This is a genomic window from Mucilaginibacter sp. R-33, from assembly GCF_049949235.1.
Lineage (GTDB): Bacteria > Bacteroidota > Bacteroidia > Sphingobacteriales > Sphingobacteriaceae > Mucilaginibacter.
This window is the reverse complement of the sequence record NZ_CP188089.1, coordinates 3260063-3278550: the sequence shown is the minus strand read 5'-3', so window position 1 is coordinate 3278550 and position 18488 is coordinate 3260063. Positions and strand designations below refer to the sequence as shown.

At 45.2% G+C, this 18488-nt stretch carries 13 protein-coding genes; 10 read left to right on the top strand and 3 right to left on the bottom strand.

Translation table 11 applies throughout. The features are described from left to right. Positions 1-9: 9 nt before the first annotated feature. The 3 genes from ACP26M_RS13675 to ACP26M_RS13665 all read left to right on the top strand — a co-directional run bounded on the left by ACP26M_RS13675 (position 10) and on the right by ACP26M_RS13665 (position 5839). The gene (locus ACP26M_RS13675) at positions 10-330 is read left to right on the top strand and encodes a hypothetical protein (RefSeq protein WP_426589673.1); all 321 of its coding nucleotides are present in this window, start codon (positions 10-12) and stop codon (positions 328-330) included. Between the two features lie 778 nt (positions 331-1108). Further along, positions 1109-4096 (top strand): SusC/RagA family TonB-linked outer membrane protein, encoded by a 2988-nt coding sequence (locus tag ACP26M_RS13670; RefSeq protein WP_426589671.1) that lies wholly within the window; start codon positions 1109-1111, stop codon positions 4094-4096. A gap of 12 nt (positions 4097-4108) precedes the next feature. Then, positions 4109-5839 carry a RagB/SusD family nutrient uptake outer membrane protein gene (locus tag ACP26M_RS13665; protein WP_373614381.1) on the top strand — a complete coding sequence of 577 codons (1731 nt, stop codon included), beginning with the start codon at positions 4109-4111 and terminating at the stop codon, positions 5837-5839. Between the two features lie 63 nt (positions 5840-5902). On the opposite strand, the gene ACP26M_RS13660 is transcribed toward ACP26M_RS13665, so the two are convergent. Then, positions 5903-7537, bottom strand: a complete 1635-nt coding sequence (locus tag ACP26M_RS13660) for a DUF6377 domain-containing protein (RefSeq protein WP_426589668.1) — start codon at positions 7535-7537, stop codon at positions 5903-5905. Between the two features lie 390 nt (positions 7538-7927). Between ACP26M_RS13660 and ACP26M_RS13655 the strand changes: the two genes are divergently transcribed. After that, a complete protein-coding gene (locus tag ACP26M_RS13655) occupies positions 7928-10093 on the top strand; it encodes a TIM-barrel domain-containing protein (RefSeq protein WP_426589666.1) in 2166 nt (721 codons plus the stop codon). 133 nt (positions 10094-10226) lie between these two features. Here the strand turns inward: ACP26M_RS13655 and ACP26M_RS13650 are convergent, their stop codons facing one another. Both ACP26M_RS13650 and ACP26M_RS13645 read right to left on the bottom strand, forming a co-directional pair. Continuing rightward, positions 10227-11144 (bottom strand): helix-turn-helix domain-containing protein, encoded by a 918-nt coding sequence (locus ACP26M_RS13650; RefSeq protein ID WP_426589724.1) that lies wholly within the window; start codon positions 11142-11144, stop codon positions 10227-10229. A 62-nt stretch (positions 11145-11206) separates the two neighbouring features. After that, the gene (locus tag ACP26M_RS13645; RefSeq protein WP_426589664.1) at positions 11207-12034 is read right to left on the bottom strand and encodes an SDR family NAD(P)-dependent oxidoreductase; all 828 of its coding nucleotides are present in this window, start codon (positions 12032-12034) and stop codon (positions 11207-11209) included. A 516-nt stretch (positions 12035-12550) separates the two neighbouring features. Between ACP26M_RS13645 and ACP26M_RS13640 the strand changes: the two genes are divergently transcribed. The 6 genes from ACP26M_RS13640 (at position 12551) to ACP26M_RS13615 (ending at position 18476) form a co-directional block, all read left to right on the top strand. Beyond that, positions 12551-12727: a hypothetical protein gene (locus tag ACP26M_RS13640; protein WP_426589662.1), complete on the top strand. Its 177-nt coding sequence runs from the start codon at positions 12551-12553 to the stop codon at positions 12725-12727. Beyond that, positions 12724-12921, top strand: coding sequence for a hypothetical protein (locus ACP26M_RS13635; RefSeq protein WP_090523922.1), 198 nt, complete (start codon positions 12724-12726; stop codon positions 12919-12921). The genes ACP26M_RS13640 and ACP26M_RS13635 overlap by 4 nt, the downstream gene beginning before the upstream one ends. Then, on the top strand, positions 12914-13879 hold the full coding sequence (locus ACP26M_RS13630) for a sterol desaturase family protein (protein ID WP_426589661.1): 966 nt from the start codon (positions 12914-12916) through the stop codon (positions 13877-13879). Before ACP26M_RS13635 ends, ACP26M_RS13630 begins: the two co-directional genes overlap by 8 nt. After that, positions 13879-15021, top strand: a complete 1143-nt coding sequence (locus ACP26M_RS13625) for a formylglycine-generating enzyme family protein (RefSeq protein ID WP_426589660.1) — start codon at positions 13879-13881, stop codon at positions 15019-15021. Before ACP26M_RS13630 ends, ACP26M_RS13625 begins: the two co-directional genes overlap by 1 nt. A 192-nt stretch (positions 15022-15213) precedes the next feature. Next, on the top strand, positions 15214-15390 hold the full coding sequence (locus tag ACP26M_RS13620; RefSeq protein ID WP_426589658.1) for a hypothetical protein: 177 nt from the start codon (positions 15214-15216) through the stop codon (positions 15388-15390). Then, a complete protein-coding gene (locus tag ACP26M_RS13615; protein ID WP_426589656.1) occupies positions 15387-18476 on the top strand; it encodes a SusC/RagA family TonB-linked outer membrane protein in 3090 nt (1029 codons plus the stop codon). Before ACP26M_RS13620 ends, ACP26M_RS13615 begins: the two co-directional genes overlap by 4 nt. Positions 18477-18488 lie beyond the last annotated feature (12 nt).

The following is an 18488-nucleotide window of genomic DNA, read 5'->3' as shown; positions in this document are numbered from 1 at the left end:
TTTCGTAGTATGTTGAAGCTGAAAGATGGCCTTAAGATCATGGAATTGCTGAATGCTGCCGGCCGGCCCCGGCTATTTAGCATCACTTTTGTAACGGCCGATCAAAGCCGTGACACCGGTGGCGAAGTAATCCATTATCCAAAAGCAATCCTTAGCCGGTTGAGGCGCTCAGGCAGGCCTGGCAAACAAGGTAAGCCGGGCAAATTAAAAGGAGGTATCCAGTACCACGCTAAGAACCGCACCCGGAATATTTGCGCACTGGGATCAAGCCAGGTCCGCATGCTTCATATCGATCTCGTCCTGGAAATTAACGGACGCTCAATCGCATGACCCCAATTATTGTACACGAAAATTACGCATTGTTACCTGGTAATGGCCAGGCCGTGCTCGTCACCACCGGCAAGCCCAAAAGCAGCTTATGTTGCCTGTTTTCTTACTCACTGTTTATTATACCAAAGTTGCACGGCGCAATCGGGCATATTACCTCCATTAAATAGGTTCACAAAATTGCTGGAATGATGTTAAAATGACGGGCAGCATCTAATCTTGGGCGTTAGGGGTATTTTACTTCCTTAATATTGTTTCCTACAAGGGCTCGAACCTCAATCTTCAAACATAGTGGCAAAACCTTTCAGATCATAAATTGGTTCGTGGGAGTGGCGGGCTTGCGTACTGTTTTGGGCAAGTTGTCAACTCAACTGACAACTTTTTCTATGGAATGAACTTTAGCTTCTCACACGCGCCTTACTTCCCCCTGTTACATCAATTCGGTTTGATCGGTGCTCAATTGAAAATGATAACCTTGTTTTTCATTGAGATTTTTCTCGTTTTTATTTAAGTTATTTAATTGTTATACAGGTATTTGTGTCTGTTTGTTATGAGATTTTTTGCGGATGTCGGCCGCGATTGTGTATTTGGGATTACTAACTTTCTAATTTCACAACGTACCAATTTGCGCTTTGCCAATACCTGACGGCCATTCAAATCTCACTTTATGAAAACAGAAAACCGGGCTCATTCGCCGCCTTAATAGCACTCATTTCGTCGTGGCCGGAGACCTTATTGCGCGGCCAAATTAACCTCAAAAATCAATCTATAATTTCTTTTTATGTACAAGAAACTTTTACTCAGGCTAAGTGCCATAGTGCTCTGTTGCATTTTTACCGGGACAGCGCTGGCACAAAACAGAACTATATCCGGTACTGTTACGGATGCTGCCGACGGTTCGCCTTTACCAGGTGTAAGTATTGTGGTAACCGGGATGTCGGTAGGTACTACATCCAATGCTAAGGGTGTTTATACGCTTAGCGTTCCCGCATCTGCTAAAACGATCTCTTTTTCATATATCGGCTACACATCCAAGCAAATGCCGTTAACTGCCGATGCCACATTAAACGTAACGCTTTCCGCGGCAAATAATTCATTGCAGGAGGTGGTTGTTGTAAGCGTTGGCTATGGTACGCTTGATAAACGTGAAGTATCGAGCGCTATTACACACGTTTCCTCAAAAGATCTGCTTCCGGTGGCCTCAAACAGCCCCCTAATGTCGTTACAGGGAAAGGTTGCAGGACTTAGTATTACCAATACTTCCGGTGCAGATCCCAATTCATCGCCCAGTGTTCAGTTGCGGGGCGTTTCATCGCGTAACGCAGGTTTAGGGCCGCTGTATGTGGTGAATGGTGTACCCGGCGGCAACATTGATAATATCAACCAAAATGATATTGAAAGTATCGATGTGCTTAAAGGCGGTGCCGCATCGGCTATTTACGGTACACGCGGAAGCAACGGCGTTATCATCATCACCACAAAAAAAGGCTCATCGCAGGCGCGTACGTTTTATGAAGGTTATGCCAGTTTTGACTATTTAACTAATCAACTGCAAAACCTTACGCCCGAACAGTTTATTGCCGACAGGGTAAAAAATAGCCAGGGACAGGATTACGGCGCTAAAACAAACTGGATGGATGCGGTTACCAATTCGCCGGCATTTGCTCAAAAACATACGGTTCAATTGTCGGGTGGTTCTGGTAAAACGAATTACTTCGCATCGGCCGACTACCGCAATGCGGATGGAATTGACTTGCGGGCGCATAAAAAGGAATATGGCGCGAGGATCAACGTAAACCATACATCAGACAATGGCGTTTTCGTGGCTTCCTTAAATATCGCACCGAGGTATATGAATACCAAAAACTCTGATCAGGGTAATTTCAACAACGCGCTCACTTTAAACCCGACTTATCCAATTTACGATAACGCGGGAAGGTACAACTATATCAATACCGGCTTTTTCTCCAATAATCCGGTTGAGAACGCTAATGTGATCAAATCTGAAGCGCAAATCAAAGAAATGGATCTTAACGGATCGTTAAAGGTAAATATTCTAAAGAACCTGAGCACAACGGTAACGATATCTGAAATCAGTAAATCGACCAGGAGCTTCAATTTTACCCCTTCAACATTATCATCAATTTTGCACGCGGGCAAAATAACCCAAACCAATTTCGCATCGCAGCGGCAGGAAGAGAATGACCAGAAAAACGTGGAATGGACAGGAAATTATTCGCTCAATCTCGGTCAACATCACCTCAAAGCCTTGGGCGGTTATTCATATACCCTTTACAACTATAATACCTTTTACGCCCAGAATTATGATTTTCCATTCGATTCATACCTGTGGAACAATCTTGGCTCGGGTTTATACAACGGTGGTGCCGCCGGGCAGGGCCAATCTGCCGTAAGTTCAACGCAGAATGGCTCAACATTGATCTCATTCTTCGGTCGTTTGAATTATGATTTTAACAATCGTTATATTCTTACGGCAAGCTTGCGCAGGGAAGGATCGTCCAAATTTGGTATAAAAAACAAATGGGGTAATTTTCCCGCAGCTTCGGCTGCCTGGCGTGTATCCGAAGAAAGTTTCATGAAAGGTGCGCTGCCATGGGTAAACGATCTTAAACTACGTGCAGATTACGGGGTTACAGGTAACCAGGATTTCGATAGTTATCTTTCATTGCTGCTATATGGTGGTGCGGGCTATTTTCCGTACAACGGCCAAACTTACCAGGTTTATGGCCCTACATCAAACGTAAACCCCGATTTGAAATGGGAGAAATCGATCAACTTTAACGCTGGTATTGATTTTTCTATCCTGGATAACCGCATCTCTGGTTCACTTGATTATTACATCCGCAAAAACAAGGATTTGCTTGGTTATTATAACGTGCCCTTGCCGCCAAACTCCCAATCGCAAACCTTTGCCAACGTAGGTACTATGAAAAACTACGGCCTGGAATTGGCGTTGAATGGCAGTGTAATCAGGCAGCCGGATTTCAGTTATAACATAACCGCGGCGTTGGCTTATAACCGTAACAAGTTCATTTCCTTCTCTAACGATGTTTACAAAGGCGCGCCATTTGTTGAATTGGCCGGTTTGCCTGCTCCGGGATCGCCGGGTAATATACAGCGTATCCAGGAAGGACGTAGCATTGGCGAGTTTTATACGCTGCGCTCGGCAGGGGTGAATAAGGATGGGGCTTTGCAGGTTTATAAAAAAGATGGCACCATAGTTCAGGCCAACCAGGCATCATCAGATGATAAACAATTTGTAGGGAACGGTTTACCAAAGTTTATCGGTTCCATTGGCAATACTTTCAGGTACAAAAGGTTTGATCTGGGGATATTTCTGCGCGGCACATTTGGTTATAAAATATTCAATACCGCTGCCTTCTACATAGGTACACCATCAAGCCAAAGCGATGCTAACGTGTTGCGATCGGCCTATGATAGTAAAAGTAAATACTCGTTGTTAACTAATCCGGCAACAACAGCTATCGCTTCAGATTATTTCCTGGAGAACGGCTCGTTTGTAAAAATAGATAACGTGGCTTTAGGTTATACCCAGCCGTTTAAAACCAAATACCTTAAATCAATACGTATTTACGCCACCGGCAGAAACCTGCACACCTTTACAAGCTTTACCGGCGGCGATCCTGACCTGGTACAGGTTAACGGACTTACACCGGGCGTGAACACCTCGCTGAATTATTATCCGGCTACACTTCAACTAATCCTTGGCCTGCAGGCAACCTTTTAAAATTGAAAAGACATGAAAAAATATAAAGTATATATCAGCGGTATTTTACTGTCGGCCATGCTGACTGCCAGCTGTACAAAACTCGACGAGCACGTGTATGATAAGGTAGATGCCGCGAGTTTTTTGAGCAGGAGGGATGATGTGATCAGGGATTTTTTACGCCCATTTGAACACGCGTACTGGAGTATCCAGGGCAACGATGTTTATGCTGCAGGCGAAGATTGTACCGACGAAATGGCTACCTACAACCGCCAGGGCGATTGGCAGGATGGTGGCTACTATCAACGTATGCATTACCATACCTGGACTATTACAGATGGCTTTACAAGCGGTGCATGGACAAACTTTTACCAGGGCATTGTGCTGGCAACCAACTCGCTTACCGATATGGAAGGCATCAAAGACCCGGCAAAACTCAGTGTTACAGATGCAGAATTAACCGATTTTAAATCAGAACTGCATACCTTACGGGCTTGGTTTTATTTACGGGCATTTGATTTTTATCGCAATATTGAAATTGTTACCGATGTAAAAACAGCTACACACGGTAACCCGCAATCTACCCCGCAGGAAATGTTTAATTACATCGAATCGGAATTGAAAGGCGCTATCGATGGATTGCCCACCCGGCAACAGCTTGGTGCAGCAGGTATAGGGCGCTGGACCAAAGCTGGTGCTGCATCATTGCTGGCCCGACTTTATCTCAACGCCAAAGTTTATACCGGTACCGATAAATATGCCGAATGCGAAGCCGTTTGCCGTGACATCATTAGCGGTAAATACGGCGCTTATCAACTTGATACGCGATGGGATGCCCCTTTCGATTATACCAACACCACATTAAACTCGGAAGTGATCTACGGTTTCCCAGGCTCACTGGCGCGCACACACTGGCAGTACGATGGCGGGATGTTTTTTTGGGGAATGACTTACGACGCAGCTCCGCTATACTGCGGATTTACAGATTTCGGGCAGGCTAACCCGCGCTATGCATTACAACCCGGGCATGATATAGATAGCGTTGAGTACGCTTTTCAGTTGGGCAAACCTTTTGTTAAATTTCATAAATACCCCGATGACCTGCGGTTAAAGAAATATAAAAACCTGGGCAACAGTACTCGCGAGGGTATGTTTTTGTATGGCTATCTGCCTTATACGCATTTGGTAAACGGTGTAAGTCGCACCGATACTGTTAAAGGCAATAAGGGCCCTTATCCACTTTACATCCGCGACCAGGTGGGAATGTTCCTCGGCGCAAAACCGGGAACCAAAATTGCAGATAAGGAGTCGGATATGAATCATGCCGACCATAACTCAGGTATTTTCATGGTGAAATATCCTATTTATCCAACTCCAGATCCTAACAGGATCACTTCAGCTTACGCGGAGATCAGGTTATCAGAAATTTATTACACCCTGGCCGAGTGCCGTTATAGGGCGGGTGATAAAGCCAGTGCCGCCAATTATCTGAACCAGGTAAGACGACGCAACTATCCTGATGGGTCTTCAAGCCTTTATAAACCGGATGGTAGCCAGCTCACCGACCAGGAAATGCTTGACGAGTGGGGCCGGGAATTTCTTGGTGAAAACCGGAGACGTACCGACCTGATCCGTTGGGGAGTGTTCAACACCGGTACCTGGTGGGATAAGAAACCTGATGGAGACAAGCATACCGAGATATTTCCTATCGGGCGGGATATTATGAACGTTAACCCGCAATTCAAACAAAACCCCGGCTATTAAGCGGTTGGTTTAACCCATAGCCACCGGATATTTCAGGATCCGGTGGCTGTTTGCTTTGGCACCTTAGGTCAATAACGATGCACCGACAGGTTGCAGATCATCTATAAATTTGATCTCCATTATTTTTCGCTCAAAATCCTCGGCAGGTACCATTGCCTTCACTTTTACCCGGTTTTTGTAGGTGTACACCGTGCTTACGCTATAATCAAGTATTTGGGCAATAGTTTCTAATTCGCTTACCCCCAGGCGCACCAAAGCAAAGATCCGGAGGGTGGCATTCAGCATTTCACCGCTTTTAGGCCAGATCTGGTCTTCGGTTTTTAACAGGGCATTGAAAGATGTTATAAAATTGGGGAAGAGCGTTAAAAACATGGTATCCAGAGTGTCATACAATTGATCTTTTTCTTTGTCTACCTGTACTTTGTCAAGCACCGCGTTGGCTTCATTGTATTTGCCAAGCTTAATATTATGCTGCGTACGGCGTTTAACTTTATCAAGTGTTTCGATATAAGATGAACAGGTTTTAAAAAACAAGCCAATAAATTCTTCTTTAATTCTTGATGATTCCCAAAGCTTGCCGTTAATGCTTTTTAGGTCGCTGTTAATTTCCTTAATTACACGCTCGTTATTTTTAATGCGTTCAATCTGCTTCCGGTAAATCACCAGTAAAAAGAAAAGTACTACAGCAACAATCAAAAATATCAGGAAGCCTATCAGTAATTTATCCCTTTCGTGTTGTTTCTGGTCGATAACCTTACCGGCAACAAGTGGTAATATGGATTCTATCTGCACCTCCCGGCTCCGGGCTCCGTAAAACTTTGCATTTTTTACAGCATGCTGCATCATAATATATGCGTCTTCGGTTTTGCTCCGCTTAAACAGTTCCTGCCCCAGCAGAAATATCGCCAGTGTTTCTTTGGTTGACGATCGAATATCGTTTATCGCGGCAAGTGCCAGGAACAAGATCCGGTTATCGCCGGTGTAGGCAAAACTGAGCCTGGTGGCAACCATAGCCACTTTGTGTTCGGGCAAGTCCTTACTAATGATAAAGTTATAGTAAAAATCGGGGGTTAGTTTTTTGTCCCTGATCGAGTCGGGTTGAAATGCCATGTTAATGGTTTTTTCAAACTCATTTGATGGCGTTGCGACCTCGGCATTTTTAAAATCTTCGTCAGATCGCTGACGATAGATCTTCGAAAAATAAGCGTCATCATCATAATCACCAATCCCCGCGTTTAGCCTTGCGCGGAGGTTAAAATAATCTGCTTTTAACGAATCGGATAAGCCATGAATATTAATGGCCTCAACAGCATCAAAAGCCTCTTTATAAAAACCGGAGTTAAGCAACGTGCTGCCGAGCTGTACCTGGCTCCTGATCAGTTTGTTGGTATTGTTAAACTTTTCTGAAAGAGCGATCATCCTCCTCGCGTACATAAATGCCGAATCAAACTTAAAGGAATGGTATTCATCAAAAATCTGGCTGCAAAGGGCGTATTGGGCATTAAAGTTCTTTTTGTCGCTGAAGTTAAGCTGATTGCGTAGCTGTTTTATGCGGTCTTCTTTTTTAAGATCGTATGAGTTCTCTTTTTCGAGTTCAGATTTCAGAACAGCTAATATTTTATCAGATCTCAGTTCCTGCGAATAACAGCGAACTACCAGGGATAATGAGATAATAACAAGCAGTAAATTTTTCTTCATTTTCAACTATATAAATTTGAATGATTTCGGCAGATGTTGTGTTTGCATGATAATATACTAAGGCGGCAAAAACCAATTTTGAAAACAAAAGAGGGATGCTTTATGCAAACGGGGATAAAATTACATCTAAAATTTACAAGCTCTGTTTTAAGGAAAGCGATATTCTCTCGAAAAACGCGGTTTTTTAAGCTATGCATTGGCTGGTTGCGCGGTTTTTATGAGATTTTTTTCATGTGGGTTCTGTTTAAATTGCTGAATATTAAATTGTTAATTAAATATGTTGCTGGATTTTTTGACCTGTAGAAACAACTTGTTGCTCACGGTGCTGGCTTCATGTTTTACTTTGATCCTGTAATGTTCAGGATTAAAATTCATCAACTAAAACTTTATATGACAACATCTATCAGGTATTATCTGATTCTCTTTTTTCTGCTGGTCTTTTCTTGGGGCAATGCAAAAAATATCCCTATCCGGCAATCGGGCCTCATCGGCAAATCCATTGTCGAATTTGTTCCTGAAGGTTTCGATCAATCTAAAGTTCCATCTCTGATGCTCCAAAGGGAACCTTCTATTAAAAAAGCTGTTCCGGTAGGATGGCGTATTTTTCCTGAGTTTAATTTGAATGAGGGGAAGGCAAGCGCTGTTGTTCATTTGGAGGGCGACATTAGCCTATATGGCGGCGGAGAAGTCACTGGCCCGCTATTAAGGAACGGCCAAACTATAAAACTTTGGAATACCGATAACGGTGCTTATGGCACAGATAATGGAAAACGCCTTTATCAAACCCATCCCTGGGTAATGGGTGTACGGAAAGACGGCACCGCTTTCGGAATTCTTTTTGATAGCTATTGGAAAGCGGAGCTGAAAACGGATTCGAAAGAAATAGCCTACAATACCGAAGGTCCGTTATTTCGTGTCTTTGTGATCGATCGTCAATCACCGCAAGAGGTGGTTAAGGGGCTGGCCGAAATGACCGGTACTATAGAAATGCCGCCAAGGTGGGCCTTAGGTTATCAGCAGTGCCGTTTTTCATACGTTTCAGAGCAGCGTGTGAGGAAAATAGCCAACACCTTCAGGGAAAAGCAAATACCTTGCGATGCCATTTGGATGGATATTGATTACATGGAAGGTTTCCGTGTTTTTACCTTCAATAAAAATAATTTTCCAAATCCTAAGCAACTGAACGATGATCTGCATGCCAAAGGTTTTCATTCTGTTTTTATGATAGATCCAGGTGTTAAGGCTGATAGTTCATATGCGGTTTATCAATCCGGATCAGCCAACGATATTTGGGTTAAAGACCCTGGCGGTCGGGAATATCACGGCAAAGTTTGGCCTGGCGATTGTGCTTTCCCTGATTTTACCATGCCTGCAGCGCGTAGATGGTGGGCGGATTTGTATCATCAATTTATGGCTACCGGGGTTGATGGTGTATGGAACGACATGAACGAGCCGGCAGTAAATGACGAGGCTTTACCGAAAGAGCAGAGATTAGGTACCATGCCTTATAATAACCAACACAGGGGTGGAGATGCACTCCCCGCCGGGCCGCATTTGTTATACCATAATGCTTATGGGCGGTTGATGGTTCAGGCTACCCGGCAGGGCGTGATGGAAGCCAATCCAAATAAGCGGCCGTTTATTTTAACAAGAGCCAGTTTGTTGGGTGGCCAGCGCTTCGCCGCAACCTGGACGGGAGATAATTTAGCCGACGAACGGTTTATGAAAGTATCAGTACCGATGTCCCTTACCCTTGGTTTGTCAGGTCAGCCTTTCAGTGGGCCAGATATTGGTGGCTTTTTGGGTAATACCAGTCCTGATCTGTGGGCCAAATGGCTCGGCTTCGGTGTGTTTTTGCCGTTTGCCCGTGGGCACGCCTGCGCAGGTACTAATAACAAAGAGCCATGGGCATTTGGCGATGCCGTTGAAACAACTTCGAAGATCGCAATTAGTCGTCGGTATCGCTTATTGCCATTGTTTTATACGCTGTTTTACAATGCCCACAAAACCGGCTTGCCGGTAATGCAACCATCCTTTTTTGCCGATCCGAAAGATTTAAGTTTAAGAAGTGAAGAGCAGTCGTTTTTATTAGGCAACAACCTTCTGGTAGTTCCATCTTTTGCTAAAGATATCAAACTGCCTGCCGGAAAATGGGAGAAGGTAACGCTTGTTGATGGCGAAGAATCAGATCCTTATCAGGCTAAATTATTGCTGAAAAGCGGTGCTATTATTCCTGCCGGAAACGTTATCCAAAATACAGGCGAGAAATCGTTGAACACTTTAACGCTATATATTAATCCAGATGCAAAAGGCAACGCTACGGGCGAACTTTACTGGGATAGGGGCGAAGGTTGGGAATTTAAGAAAAAGCAGTACAGCAAAATCAAATTCAAGGCAACAAAAAGCGGCCACGAAATGATGTTGCGTGTGGTCGCCCAGGAGGGCAGTTATCCCATTAATAAGGAGGTTGCCCATTTAAAAGTTGTCGTTCTTAAAGATGGCAAAGAATATTTTGGCGCAGGTAATTTGAAAAAGGGCGTTTCTGTGCAAATGTAAACGTTTCTGGCGACTGCAAACCCCGGTAGTTCAAGTTGCGGAACAACCGGCAATTCTGGCAGCTGCAAAAAACGGTCAACTGTTATCTGCCAAACGTGTAATTATTAAAATGATAGCGGATAACAGTAGGTTGTCAATTAAAAGATTTCCTGAATTCCAGCGGCGAGAGATTCGTCCTGGTCTTAAATAGCTTACTGAACGACTGTGAATGCTCAAAACCTAAGGCATAGGCCACCTCGCTGACCGACAGGCTGGTGGTGGACAATTTTTCCTTCGCTTTTTCAATGAGATGGTCATGAATGTGCTGCTGGGCGCTTTGACCGGTCAGTGATCGCAGCATGTCACTCAGGTAGTTAGGCGAAAGGTTCAGTTTTTCGGCCAGGTAAGCAACTGTAGGGATGCCGCGGCTCAACGTCAGTTCATTATTGAAATACGCATCCAGCGTTTCCTCCAACCGCTGCAGGATGTCGGTGCTGGCCGCTTTGCGCGTCAGGAACTGCCGCTTATAAAAACGGTTGGCATAACTGAGCAGCAGTTCAATCTGGGAGATCATTACCTCCTGGCTGAAGTCGTCGATCCGGCCGTCGAGTTCCTTTTCCATAAAGCTAAAGATAGCCAGGACCGTGTTTTTTTCTTCTTCCGAGAGATGCAGTGTTTCGTTGGTGCTGTAGGAAAAGAAGCCATATTGCTTGATCTTTTTGGCCAGGGGGTACCCCAAAAAGAAATCCGGGTGGATGATCAGGGTGTACTCTGAGCATACCGTCCCCTCCAGGTCGTTACCGCCGATGATCTGCCCCGGCGCGGCGAATAACAAACCGCCGTTATCAAAATCATAATAACCCTGGCCATATTTCAACTTACCGCCCAGCCTGGGCTTGTAAGCGATCTTGTAATAGGCCAGCACATGCCGGGTGGGCAATTTGCCTTCCAACAAGGTGTGTGCGCCGTTAATCAGGCTGATCAGTGGGTGTTTAGGCTGCGGCAAGCCGAACATCCGGTGCGCCTCGGTCAGCGACTCCAGTTTCAAGGGCGGGTTTTCATCCTTTTTCATCATAGCTAAGTTAAGGACACCAGGCCGTAATTTGCAGTGGCTGGTGTCCGTATTTTGTAATTTCATTGCGCCGAGCGCGAAACTTCATCCCAGGCTTCCCAGGTGGCAATGCGCTCCGTATAGGCAGCTTTCAGGCCGGTAAGGTTATGGCTACCAAGGTTAAAACGTAGCGGCGGGTTTTCAGAGTCCACCACTTTGAACAGCGCCTGCGGGGTAGCGGCCGGGTTGCCTCTCTCCATGCCTTTTAGTCCCTCCATGAATTTCGCTTTAAAATCGTGGTAGACCGGATTTCCTTCGAAAACCTTCGGGATCTGATCGCTACCAAATTCTGTTGCATATGCGCCCGGTTCAATGATGGTTACTTTGATACCGAACTGCGCCACTTCCAGGGCCAGGCTTTCGTGGATCGCTTCAAACGCCCATTTGGACGAGCAGTAATAGCCCAGGATCGGCATGGCCAGATGCCCCAGGTTACTGGAAGTACCCAAAATATGTCCGTAACCTTGCCCACGCAGCAGCGGCAAAGCCGCCTGGATCACACTAACAGGGCCTATCACGTTGGTTTCGTAAAGGGCGCGGATATCGCCGGCACTGCCGTCCTCGATCGTGCCGATCAGTGGGTATCCCGCGTTATTCAACACGATGTCCAACCCGCCAAAATGCTCATGCGCTTTATTAACGACGTCTTTAACCTGAGCAGGGTTAGTCACGTCGAGTTCCAGTGTCAATACCCGATCGCCATATTGTTCTTTTAATGCAGCGATGCTGCTCAGTTCGCGGGCCGTCGCGGCCACCTGATCCCCGCGCTCCAATGCCGCTTCTGTCCATATACGTCCCAGGCCGCGCGAAGCGCCAGTGATGAACCATATTTTATTCGTTTGCTGTGTCATACTATATTTTATTTGATGAAAGCAAAGTTCAGGGAACAAGCCTTTCGCTTTGTAGCCTAATTACGGTTCTTTGTAGGCTGATCTCTGTATTTGTTCAGGTAATCCGGGACGTAGCCAGAGGTATCTCAAAAAAGCGCCGGGACATCTTTATTTTACTCACAAATTATTATTATATAATTTCTATAGAATTAGTAGTATTTATCAAATCTTTTTTTACATTTGCCTCAGAAAATTAATAACAACAAATTAAAATCTTTAAAAGCACCCACCATGCAACCCGAACTTTTACCTAAATACGGCCTTGCTAATTATCAGTTAACCGCTGTTGCTTTTACTTCCTGTTGTTATTCTTGTTGTTGCTGCTAATCAGTACAAGGGATAATCCCTCCTCCATAATAGTGCGTTGATCGCACGGTACTCAATTTTTCAATTCATTACATTATTTACCAGGCATTGCTGCTTTATGCGGATTGCTATGCAACGCCTGCATTGTTAATCACTTAATATAAGTCCATTATGACCATTAACGACGTTTCCCTGATTGGGAAAAAGGTGTTGGTAGGCGTTACAGTAACCCTCATACCTTTTGTTATCATTTTCGGCGGGCTGTGGCTTGGCCGTAAGCTATTGGAAAAAGGCTCTGCAACTAAAACAGCGCAAATTGTTCAACCTCAAAACAGTACACCCTCATGAAACTGGATCAATCAACCAAAAAGCAGATTATCAAAAACGCTTCATTGAGCCTGCTGCTTTATATCCTGCCTATCGCGCTCATGTTTGGCACTTTCGCCATCACCGGTCAGCGCCCATGGGAAAAGAAGCAACATCAGCATAAACAGGAAAACACCATAAAAACTAAAACATCAAACTCGCCAGACAATGATTGATCAGATAAAGCAAATAATAGAAAACCTTAACGGCTATGGCTTTTCCGTTTTGGTATTGGTACTCGGTGTATTGGAATTTTCGTTCGGCCTTTATAAAAAGCGCTGGAACAAAAATGAAAAATGGGTGGATATTGCCTGCTTTACCATCCCTAAACTGGTGGTAAAACCATTGGTGGCCTATTACGGATTAAAAGTGCTGCCGGCTGTATTACCAGGATTAAAGAACACCTTTGATTGGGTTCCGTTTTTCTGGGGATTTATCATCATCGCTGTAGCCGATGATCTTACCCAATACTGGTATCACCGTTTGCACCACCAGGTGCCCTGGCTATGGCGTTTTCACCGTACACACCACTCGGCATCGTACATGGGTATGGCAATGGCCAGCAGGCAAAATATCATTTATACCATCTTTTTTTCGCAGACCTATTTAACAACAGCTTTGGTTTATCTCGGCTTAGGCATCCCGGCTGTAGTGGTGAAAGGTATTAAAGGTACTATTACCACCCTGGCGCATTCAAGTATTCCCTGGGATAAACCATTTTATCAGTATAAAATATTACACCCCCTGGCCTGGATCCTTGAACGTACCATTTCAACGCCTGCAACGCATCATGCGCACCATGCAGCTACTACCGATGACGGGGTAGGCTATTATAAAGGTAATTTTGGTAATATGTTCTTTTGGTGGGACATTATTTTCGGTACGGCTCATATCTCGCGTCAGTATCCTAAAGCTTATGGTATTTCGCATTATGAAGGTGACCAATGGTATGCACAACTGGCCTGGCCTTTATTTAAATCAAAGATACCCGGAAGCGAGCTTGCGGCCGATGGACCGATGATTAGAGAAGATGTGCCTTTGCAACCTCATCACTTATACAGAACCGATATTGCAGTGCAGCCCGAAGCTGAACAGGTTGATGCCGCATTTCAGTTACAGCCTCTAAAAGCGTAATGAAAAAGATTGTACTTATACTTTTTAGTACCGTATGGTTAGCATCATGTAAACAACCGGCGAAACCAGTGGCGAGTATTGCGGTTGCCACGGTTCCCGGTGCTAAAAAGAAACTTTGCTGCGAATCAAATATCCCCAACAGGTTTAAAGCAGCGGGGTTAAGCGGTGCGGCGCTTGCTCTGCCCGATACGGGTAATACCCAAACCAGCCATGCGGGGATGGTTTGGGTACCGGCCGGAACTTTCAGGATGGGGGCCGATAACCAGCAGGCTGAACCTGATGAATACCCCAAACACGACGTAACTGTCGATGGTTTTTGGATAGATAAAACCGAGGTAACAAATGCCCAGTTTGAAAAGTTTGTAAAAGCTACAGGCTATATCACCACAGCCGAGCGCAAGCCCGACTGGAACGAGCTTAAAAAGCAAATGCCCCCGGGTACCGAAAAACCTGCAGATAGTTTGCTGGTACCGGCTTCACTGATATTTGTACCCGCAAGTAAACCGGTTAATCTGAACGATTATAGCCAGTGGTGGGCATGGAAAACAGGTGCCAACTGGAAACACCCGCACGGGCCGGGTAGCGATATCAAGGGTAAAGATAATTATCCGGTAGTGCAGGTTTCGTGGTACGATGCTGTGGCCTATAGCAAATGGGCGGGCAAACGTTTACCAACCGAAGCTGAATGGGAGCGGGCGGCGAGGGGCGGTCTTGAAGATAAGATCTATCCCTGGGGAAATGAAAAAGTGAACGAAGGGCAGCCTAAAGCAAATACCTGGGAGGGAAGTTTCCCCTATAAAAACACCCAGCGCGATCATTATTATTACTTAGCCCCGGTTAGCTCATTTGCGCCTAACGGTTACGGTCTGTATGATATGGCCGGTAATGTATGGGAGTGGTGTGCCGATTTGTACAATAACAACTACTACAAAACAGTAAGCAGTCCGGCGGGAGTTAAAAACCCTAAAGGCGCTTCAAAATCATATGACCCGGACGAGCCTTATGCCATTAAAAGGGTAGTGCGGGGCGGCTCATTTTTGTGTAACGATAGTTATTGCTCAGGTTACCGCGTATCGCGCCGGATGAAAACTACCGAAGACAGCGGTATGGAACACCTTGGTTTCCGTTGTGTCAGCAATTAAAATAATACCCCTAAAATAAATGATCGATCGGCCTGCTTAACAGGCATAACCAGAAAGGAACATGAAAAAGTAAACAATTACATTCTTCAAATAAGGGAAAAGCAAAGCCTTTCCCTCAGTCATTAAAACAACGAAACAGGGATCGATTGGCGTTGAGCCTGTTTCAATGGTGTCATTTTAATATTCAAATCTATGCAAAATATTGCAAATGCAGGGATTGGCTATGCGTTGCCTTCTCCGCTGCACACGGCATCTTTTACGCTGCAAATTATTGAGGATGTCTTTCATCCGCAGCAATTATACAAGCCGTTTAATACGGTTACTGATCAGTCGTCCGGTTTTTCATCTTCTAAAAACCTGTCGACATGAAAAAACTACTATTAATCCCATTTCTGTTTTTGATCGCTTTTCCGCTGTTAACCATCGCGCAGCAAACGCAGCCCACCATCAATTCGCACCTGGTTGGCCGTGTAATTGACAGCACAACCCGCGAGCCATTACCCGGTGCCGTGGTCAAGATCCAGGGTACCACTCACGTAGTTTCAACCGATATTGAAGGTAAATTCAGCTTTATAACCGGCCAGAAATTTCCATATAAACTTATTATCACTTTTACCGGCTACGAAAGGAAAGAGTTTATTGCCGATGGTAGCCCGGTTGAAATTAAACTTAAAGATGCCCAGACACAACTAAACCAGGTGGTTGTAGTGGGTTACGGCTCCCAAAAACGTAAGGATATTACCGGTTCGGTTGCATCCGTGCCCGCGCTTGCTTTAAAACAGCCAGTTCCCTCGCTCGACAGGGCTTTGCAGGGCTCTGTTTCGGGCATCCAGGTTACTCAGGCTACCGGGCAGCCGGGAGCGGGCGTAACTGTACAGGTTCGTGGTGTAAACTCTATCAATGCCGTTGCTGAGCCGCTGTATATCATTGATGGTTTCCCTACTTCAAACAGCAACTCACTTACCGATGCAGGTGTAACCAATGGCCCAAAGATCAATCCGCTGGCATCTATCAATACATCGGACATTGAAAGCATCGAGGTTTTAAAAGATGCTTCGGCCACGGCAATTTATGGTACACGCGGGGCTAATGGTGTAATTATCATCACTACTAAAAAAGGTAAAGCAGGCGTGTCATCTATCAATTACGATGGCAGTTATGGCAAGCAGGAGGTGATTAAAACCTTGTCGCTGCTTAATACACCTCAATGGGAAGCCTTGCGTAACGATGCTTTGGTAAACACAGGCAAAACCGCCCAAACAGAAGCGCAGCTAAACCCATACAATGCCAATACCGACTGGCAGGCCGCCGCTTTCCGTAAGGGGACTTCACAAAATCATAGCCTTTCGATATTTTCAGGTACCGAGCGTACAAGGCTTGCCTTTTCCGGCAATTACTTTAAACAGGACGGGATCTTGCAAAACACCAACTTTGAGCGTTACGCCGGCCGTGTGAACGTAGAACACGATTATAACGATAAATTCAAGATCTCTTCATTTATAACTGGTAGCCGTACCACCGCGCAAATTGCACCTCAGGGTGTTGTACCAGCCATTTTGCTCATGACGCCAACCACGCCGGTTTATAACAGCGACGGTTCATTTTTTATCAAAAACGTATTTGAAGGCACCTATGGTAACCCGATCAATACGCTTTATAACCAAACCAACACAACTACCACAAGCCGCATTTTAGGAAATATAGCAGGCGATTATAAAATCACCGAAAACCTTACCGCAAGGGTATTGGCTGGTGTGGATATCATCGACAATAAGCAAAACCGTTACCTGCCTTCAACCGTTTACGAGGGTTCGGGTTATTCGGGCCTTGGCGAGGTTGGTACATTAAACTCGTTCAACTGGCTTAATGAAAATACGCTTACCTACAACAAAAAGTTTGGGAAGCACTCATTAAATGTATTGGCTGGTTTTACTCAGCAACAGTTTAAAGCCGAGGGCGCTATTACAGGCTCATCAGGTTTTGTGAGCGATTATGACACTTTCAATAACCTTGGTTCGGGCAGTGTTACTTCGGTATCGGGCAGTGGTTTTGCTATCGCGCCATCCTCATCGTCAAATACATGGGCTTTAAAATCTTATCTGGGCAGGATCAATTATGGTTTTAACAGTAAATATCTGCTAACCTTAACCCTGCGTGCCGATGGTTCGTCGAAATTCGCGCCAGGGCACCAGTGGGCATCTTTCCCGTCGGCTGCTGTAGCCTGGAATGCATCGAGCGAAGATTTCCTGAAAAATGTAACGGCCATCAGCCAGTTAAAACTGAGGTTAAGTGCCGGCCAAACCGGTAACAGCGATATCCCGGCTTACCAGTCGTACTCGCAGTTAGGTTATTATCGTTACAATTTTGGTAACGCTACAGTTGCAGGTTTCGCGCCAAACAGTTTATATAACCCCAACCTAACCTGGGAGAAAACAAGCCAATATGATTTTGGCTTCGACCTGGGCTTGTTTAAAGACAGGGTTACTGTAACCGCCGATGTGTACTACAAGAAAACCACCAACCTGTTGTTGTACCTGCCTTTACCGGCAACAAGCGGTTTAACCATCATTACCAACACTGCTATTACCAACCCGCAGCAGTATGAAAATGTAGGTTCGGTGCAAAACAAGGGTTTTGAATTGGGTATTAACTCGCGCAATATTGTTGGCAGTTTTGTATGGAACACCAACCTGGTATTTGCAGTTAACCGTAATAAAGTGCTGAGCCTTGGCGGTAACGGCGTTAACCAGTTCATCCCAGATTCGTCGCTGCCATCCATCATTAAAGTTGGCGAACCTATAGGCTCATTTATCGGTTACAAAACCAATGGCCTTATCCAGGCCGGCGGACCAGTACTTACCCCCGCTGCCAACACACAACCAGGTGGTCAAAACTATAAGGATATTAATGGCGATGGTAAAATAACACAAAGCGGAGACCGGGTGATTCTTGGTAACTCGCAGCCTAAATTTACCGGAGGTATTACCAACACGTTTGCCTATAAAGGTTTTGATCTGAGTGTGTTTTTACAGGGATCTTACGGTAATAAGATCTACAATCAGCAAAGAGGCGTTTTGGAATTAGGAACAGGCTATACCAATGCTACAACTACCTTGCTAAACCGCTGGACACCAACCAACACCAATACCGATGTGCACAGCGCATACCAGGACCCTGCGCCAACTATATCGGATAGATTTGTGAAGAATGGCTCATACCTGCGCCTTAAAAGCCTTGGCTTTGGTTACACGGTTCCGCAGTCGGTACTTTCCAGGTCGCCTATTAAAAAGGTTAGGATCTACCTGAGTGCCCAGAACCTGGCAACCTGGACCAAATATACCGGTTACGACCCTGAAGTAAGCAGCAACGAGCAATCGGCCATTACATCAGGAGTTGATAACGGTGCTTACCCAAATAATAAATCTGTAATAGTTGGTATAGGAGTTACCCTGTAACGGCTAAACCTT

Coding starts and splice junctions, on each gene's coding strand:
- ACP26M_RS13635 (WP_090523922.1), top strand. CDS start 12,724: ATGAAACTGGATCAATCAACCAAAAAGCAGATTATCAAAAACGCTTCA.
- ACP26M_RS13660 (WP_426589668.1), bottom strand. CDS start 7,537: ATGAAGAAAAATTTACTGCTTGTTATTATCTCATTATCCCTGGTAGTT.
- ACP26M_RS13640 (WP_426589662.1), top strand. CDS start 12,551: ATGACCATTAACGACGTTTCCCTGATTGGGAAAAAGGTGTTGGTAGGC.
- ACP26M_RS13670 (WP_426589671.1), top strand. CDS start 1,109: ATGTACAAGAAACTTTTACTCAGGCTAAGTGCCATAGTGCTCTGTTGC.
- ACP26M_RS13665 (WP_373614381.1), top strand. CDS start 4,109: ATGAAAAAATATAAAGTATATATCAGCGGTATTTTACTGTCGGCCATG.
- ACP26M_RS13655 (WP_426589666.1), top strand. CDS start 7,928: ATGACAACATCTATCAGGTATTATCTGATTCTCTTTTTTCTGCTGGTC.
- ACP26M_RS13615 (WP_426589656.1), top strand. CDS start 15,387: ATGAAAAAACTACTATTAATCCCATTTCTGTTTTTGATCGCTTTTCCG.
- ACP26M_RS13645 (WP_426589664.1), bottom strand. CDS start 12,034: ATGACACAGCAAACGAATAAAATATGGTTCATCACTGGCGCTTCGCGC.
- ACP26M_RS13625 (WP_426589660.1), top strand. CDS start 13,879: ATGAAAAAGATTGTACTTATACTTTTTAGTACCGTATGGTTAGCATCA.
- ACP26M_RS13675 (WP_426589673.1), top strand. CDS start 10: ATGTTGAAGCTGAAAGATGGCCTTAAGATCATGGAATTGCTGAATGCT.
- ACP26M_RS13630 (WP_426589661.1), top strand. CDS start 12,914: ATGATTGATCAGATAAAGCAAATAATAGAAAACCTTAACGGCTATGGC.
- ACP26M_RS13620 (WP_426589658.1), top strand. CDS start 15,214: ATGCAAAATATTGCAAATGCAGGGATTGGCTATGCGTTGCCTTCTCCG.
- ACP26M_RS13650 (WP_426589724.1), bottom strand. CDS start 11,144: ATGAAAAAGGATGAAAACCCGCCCTTGAAACTGGAGTCGCTGACCGAG.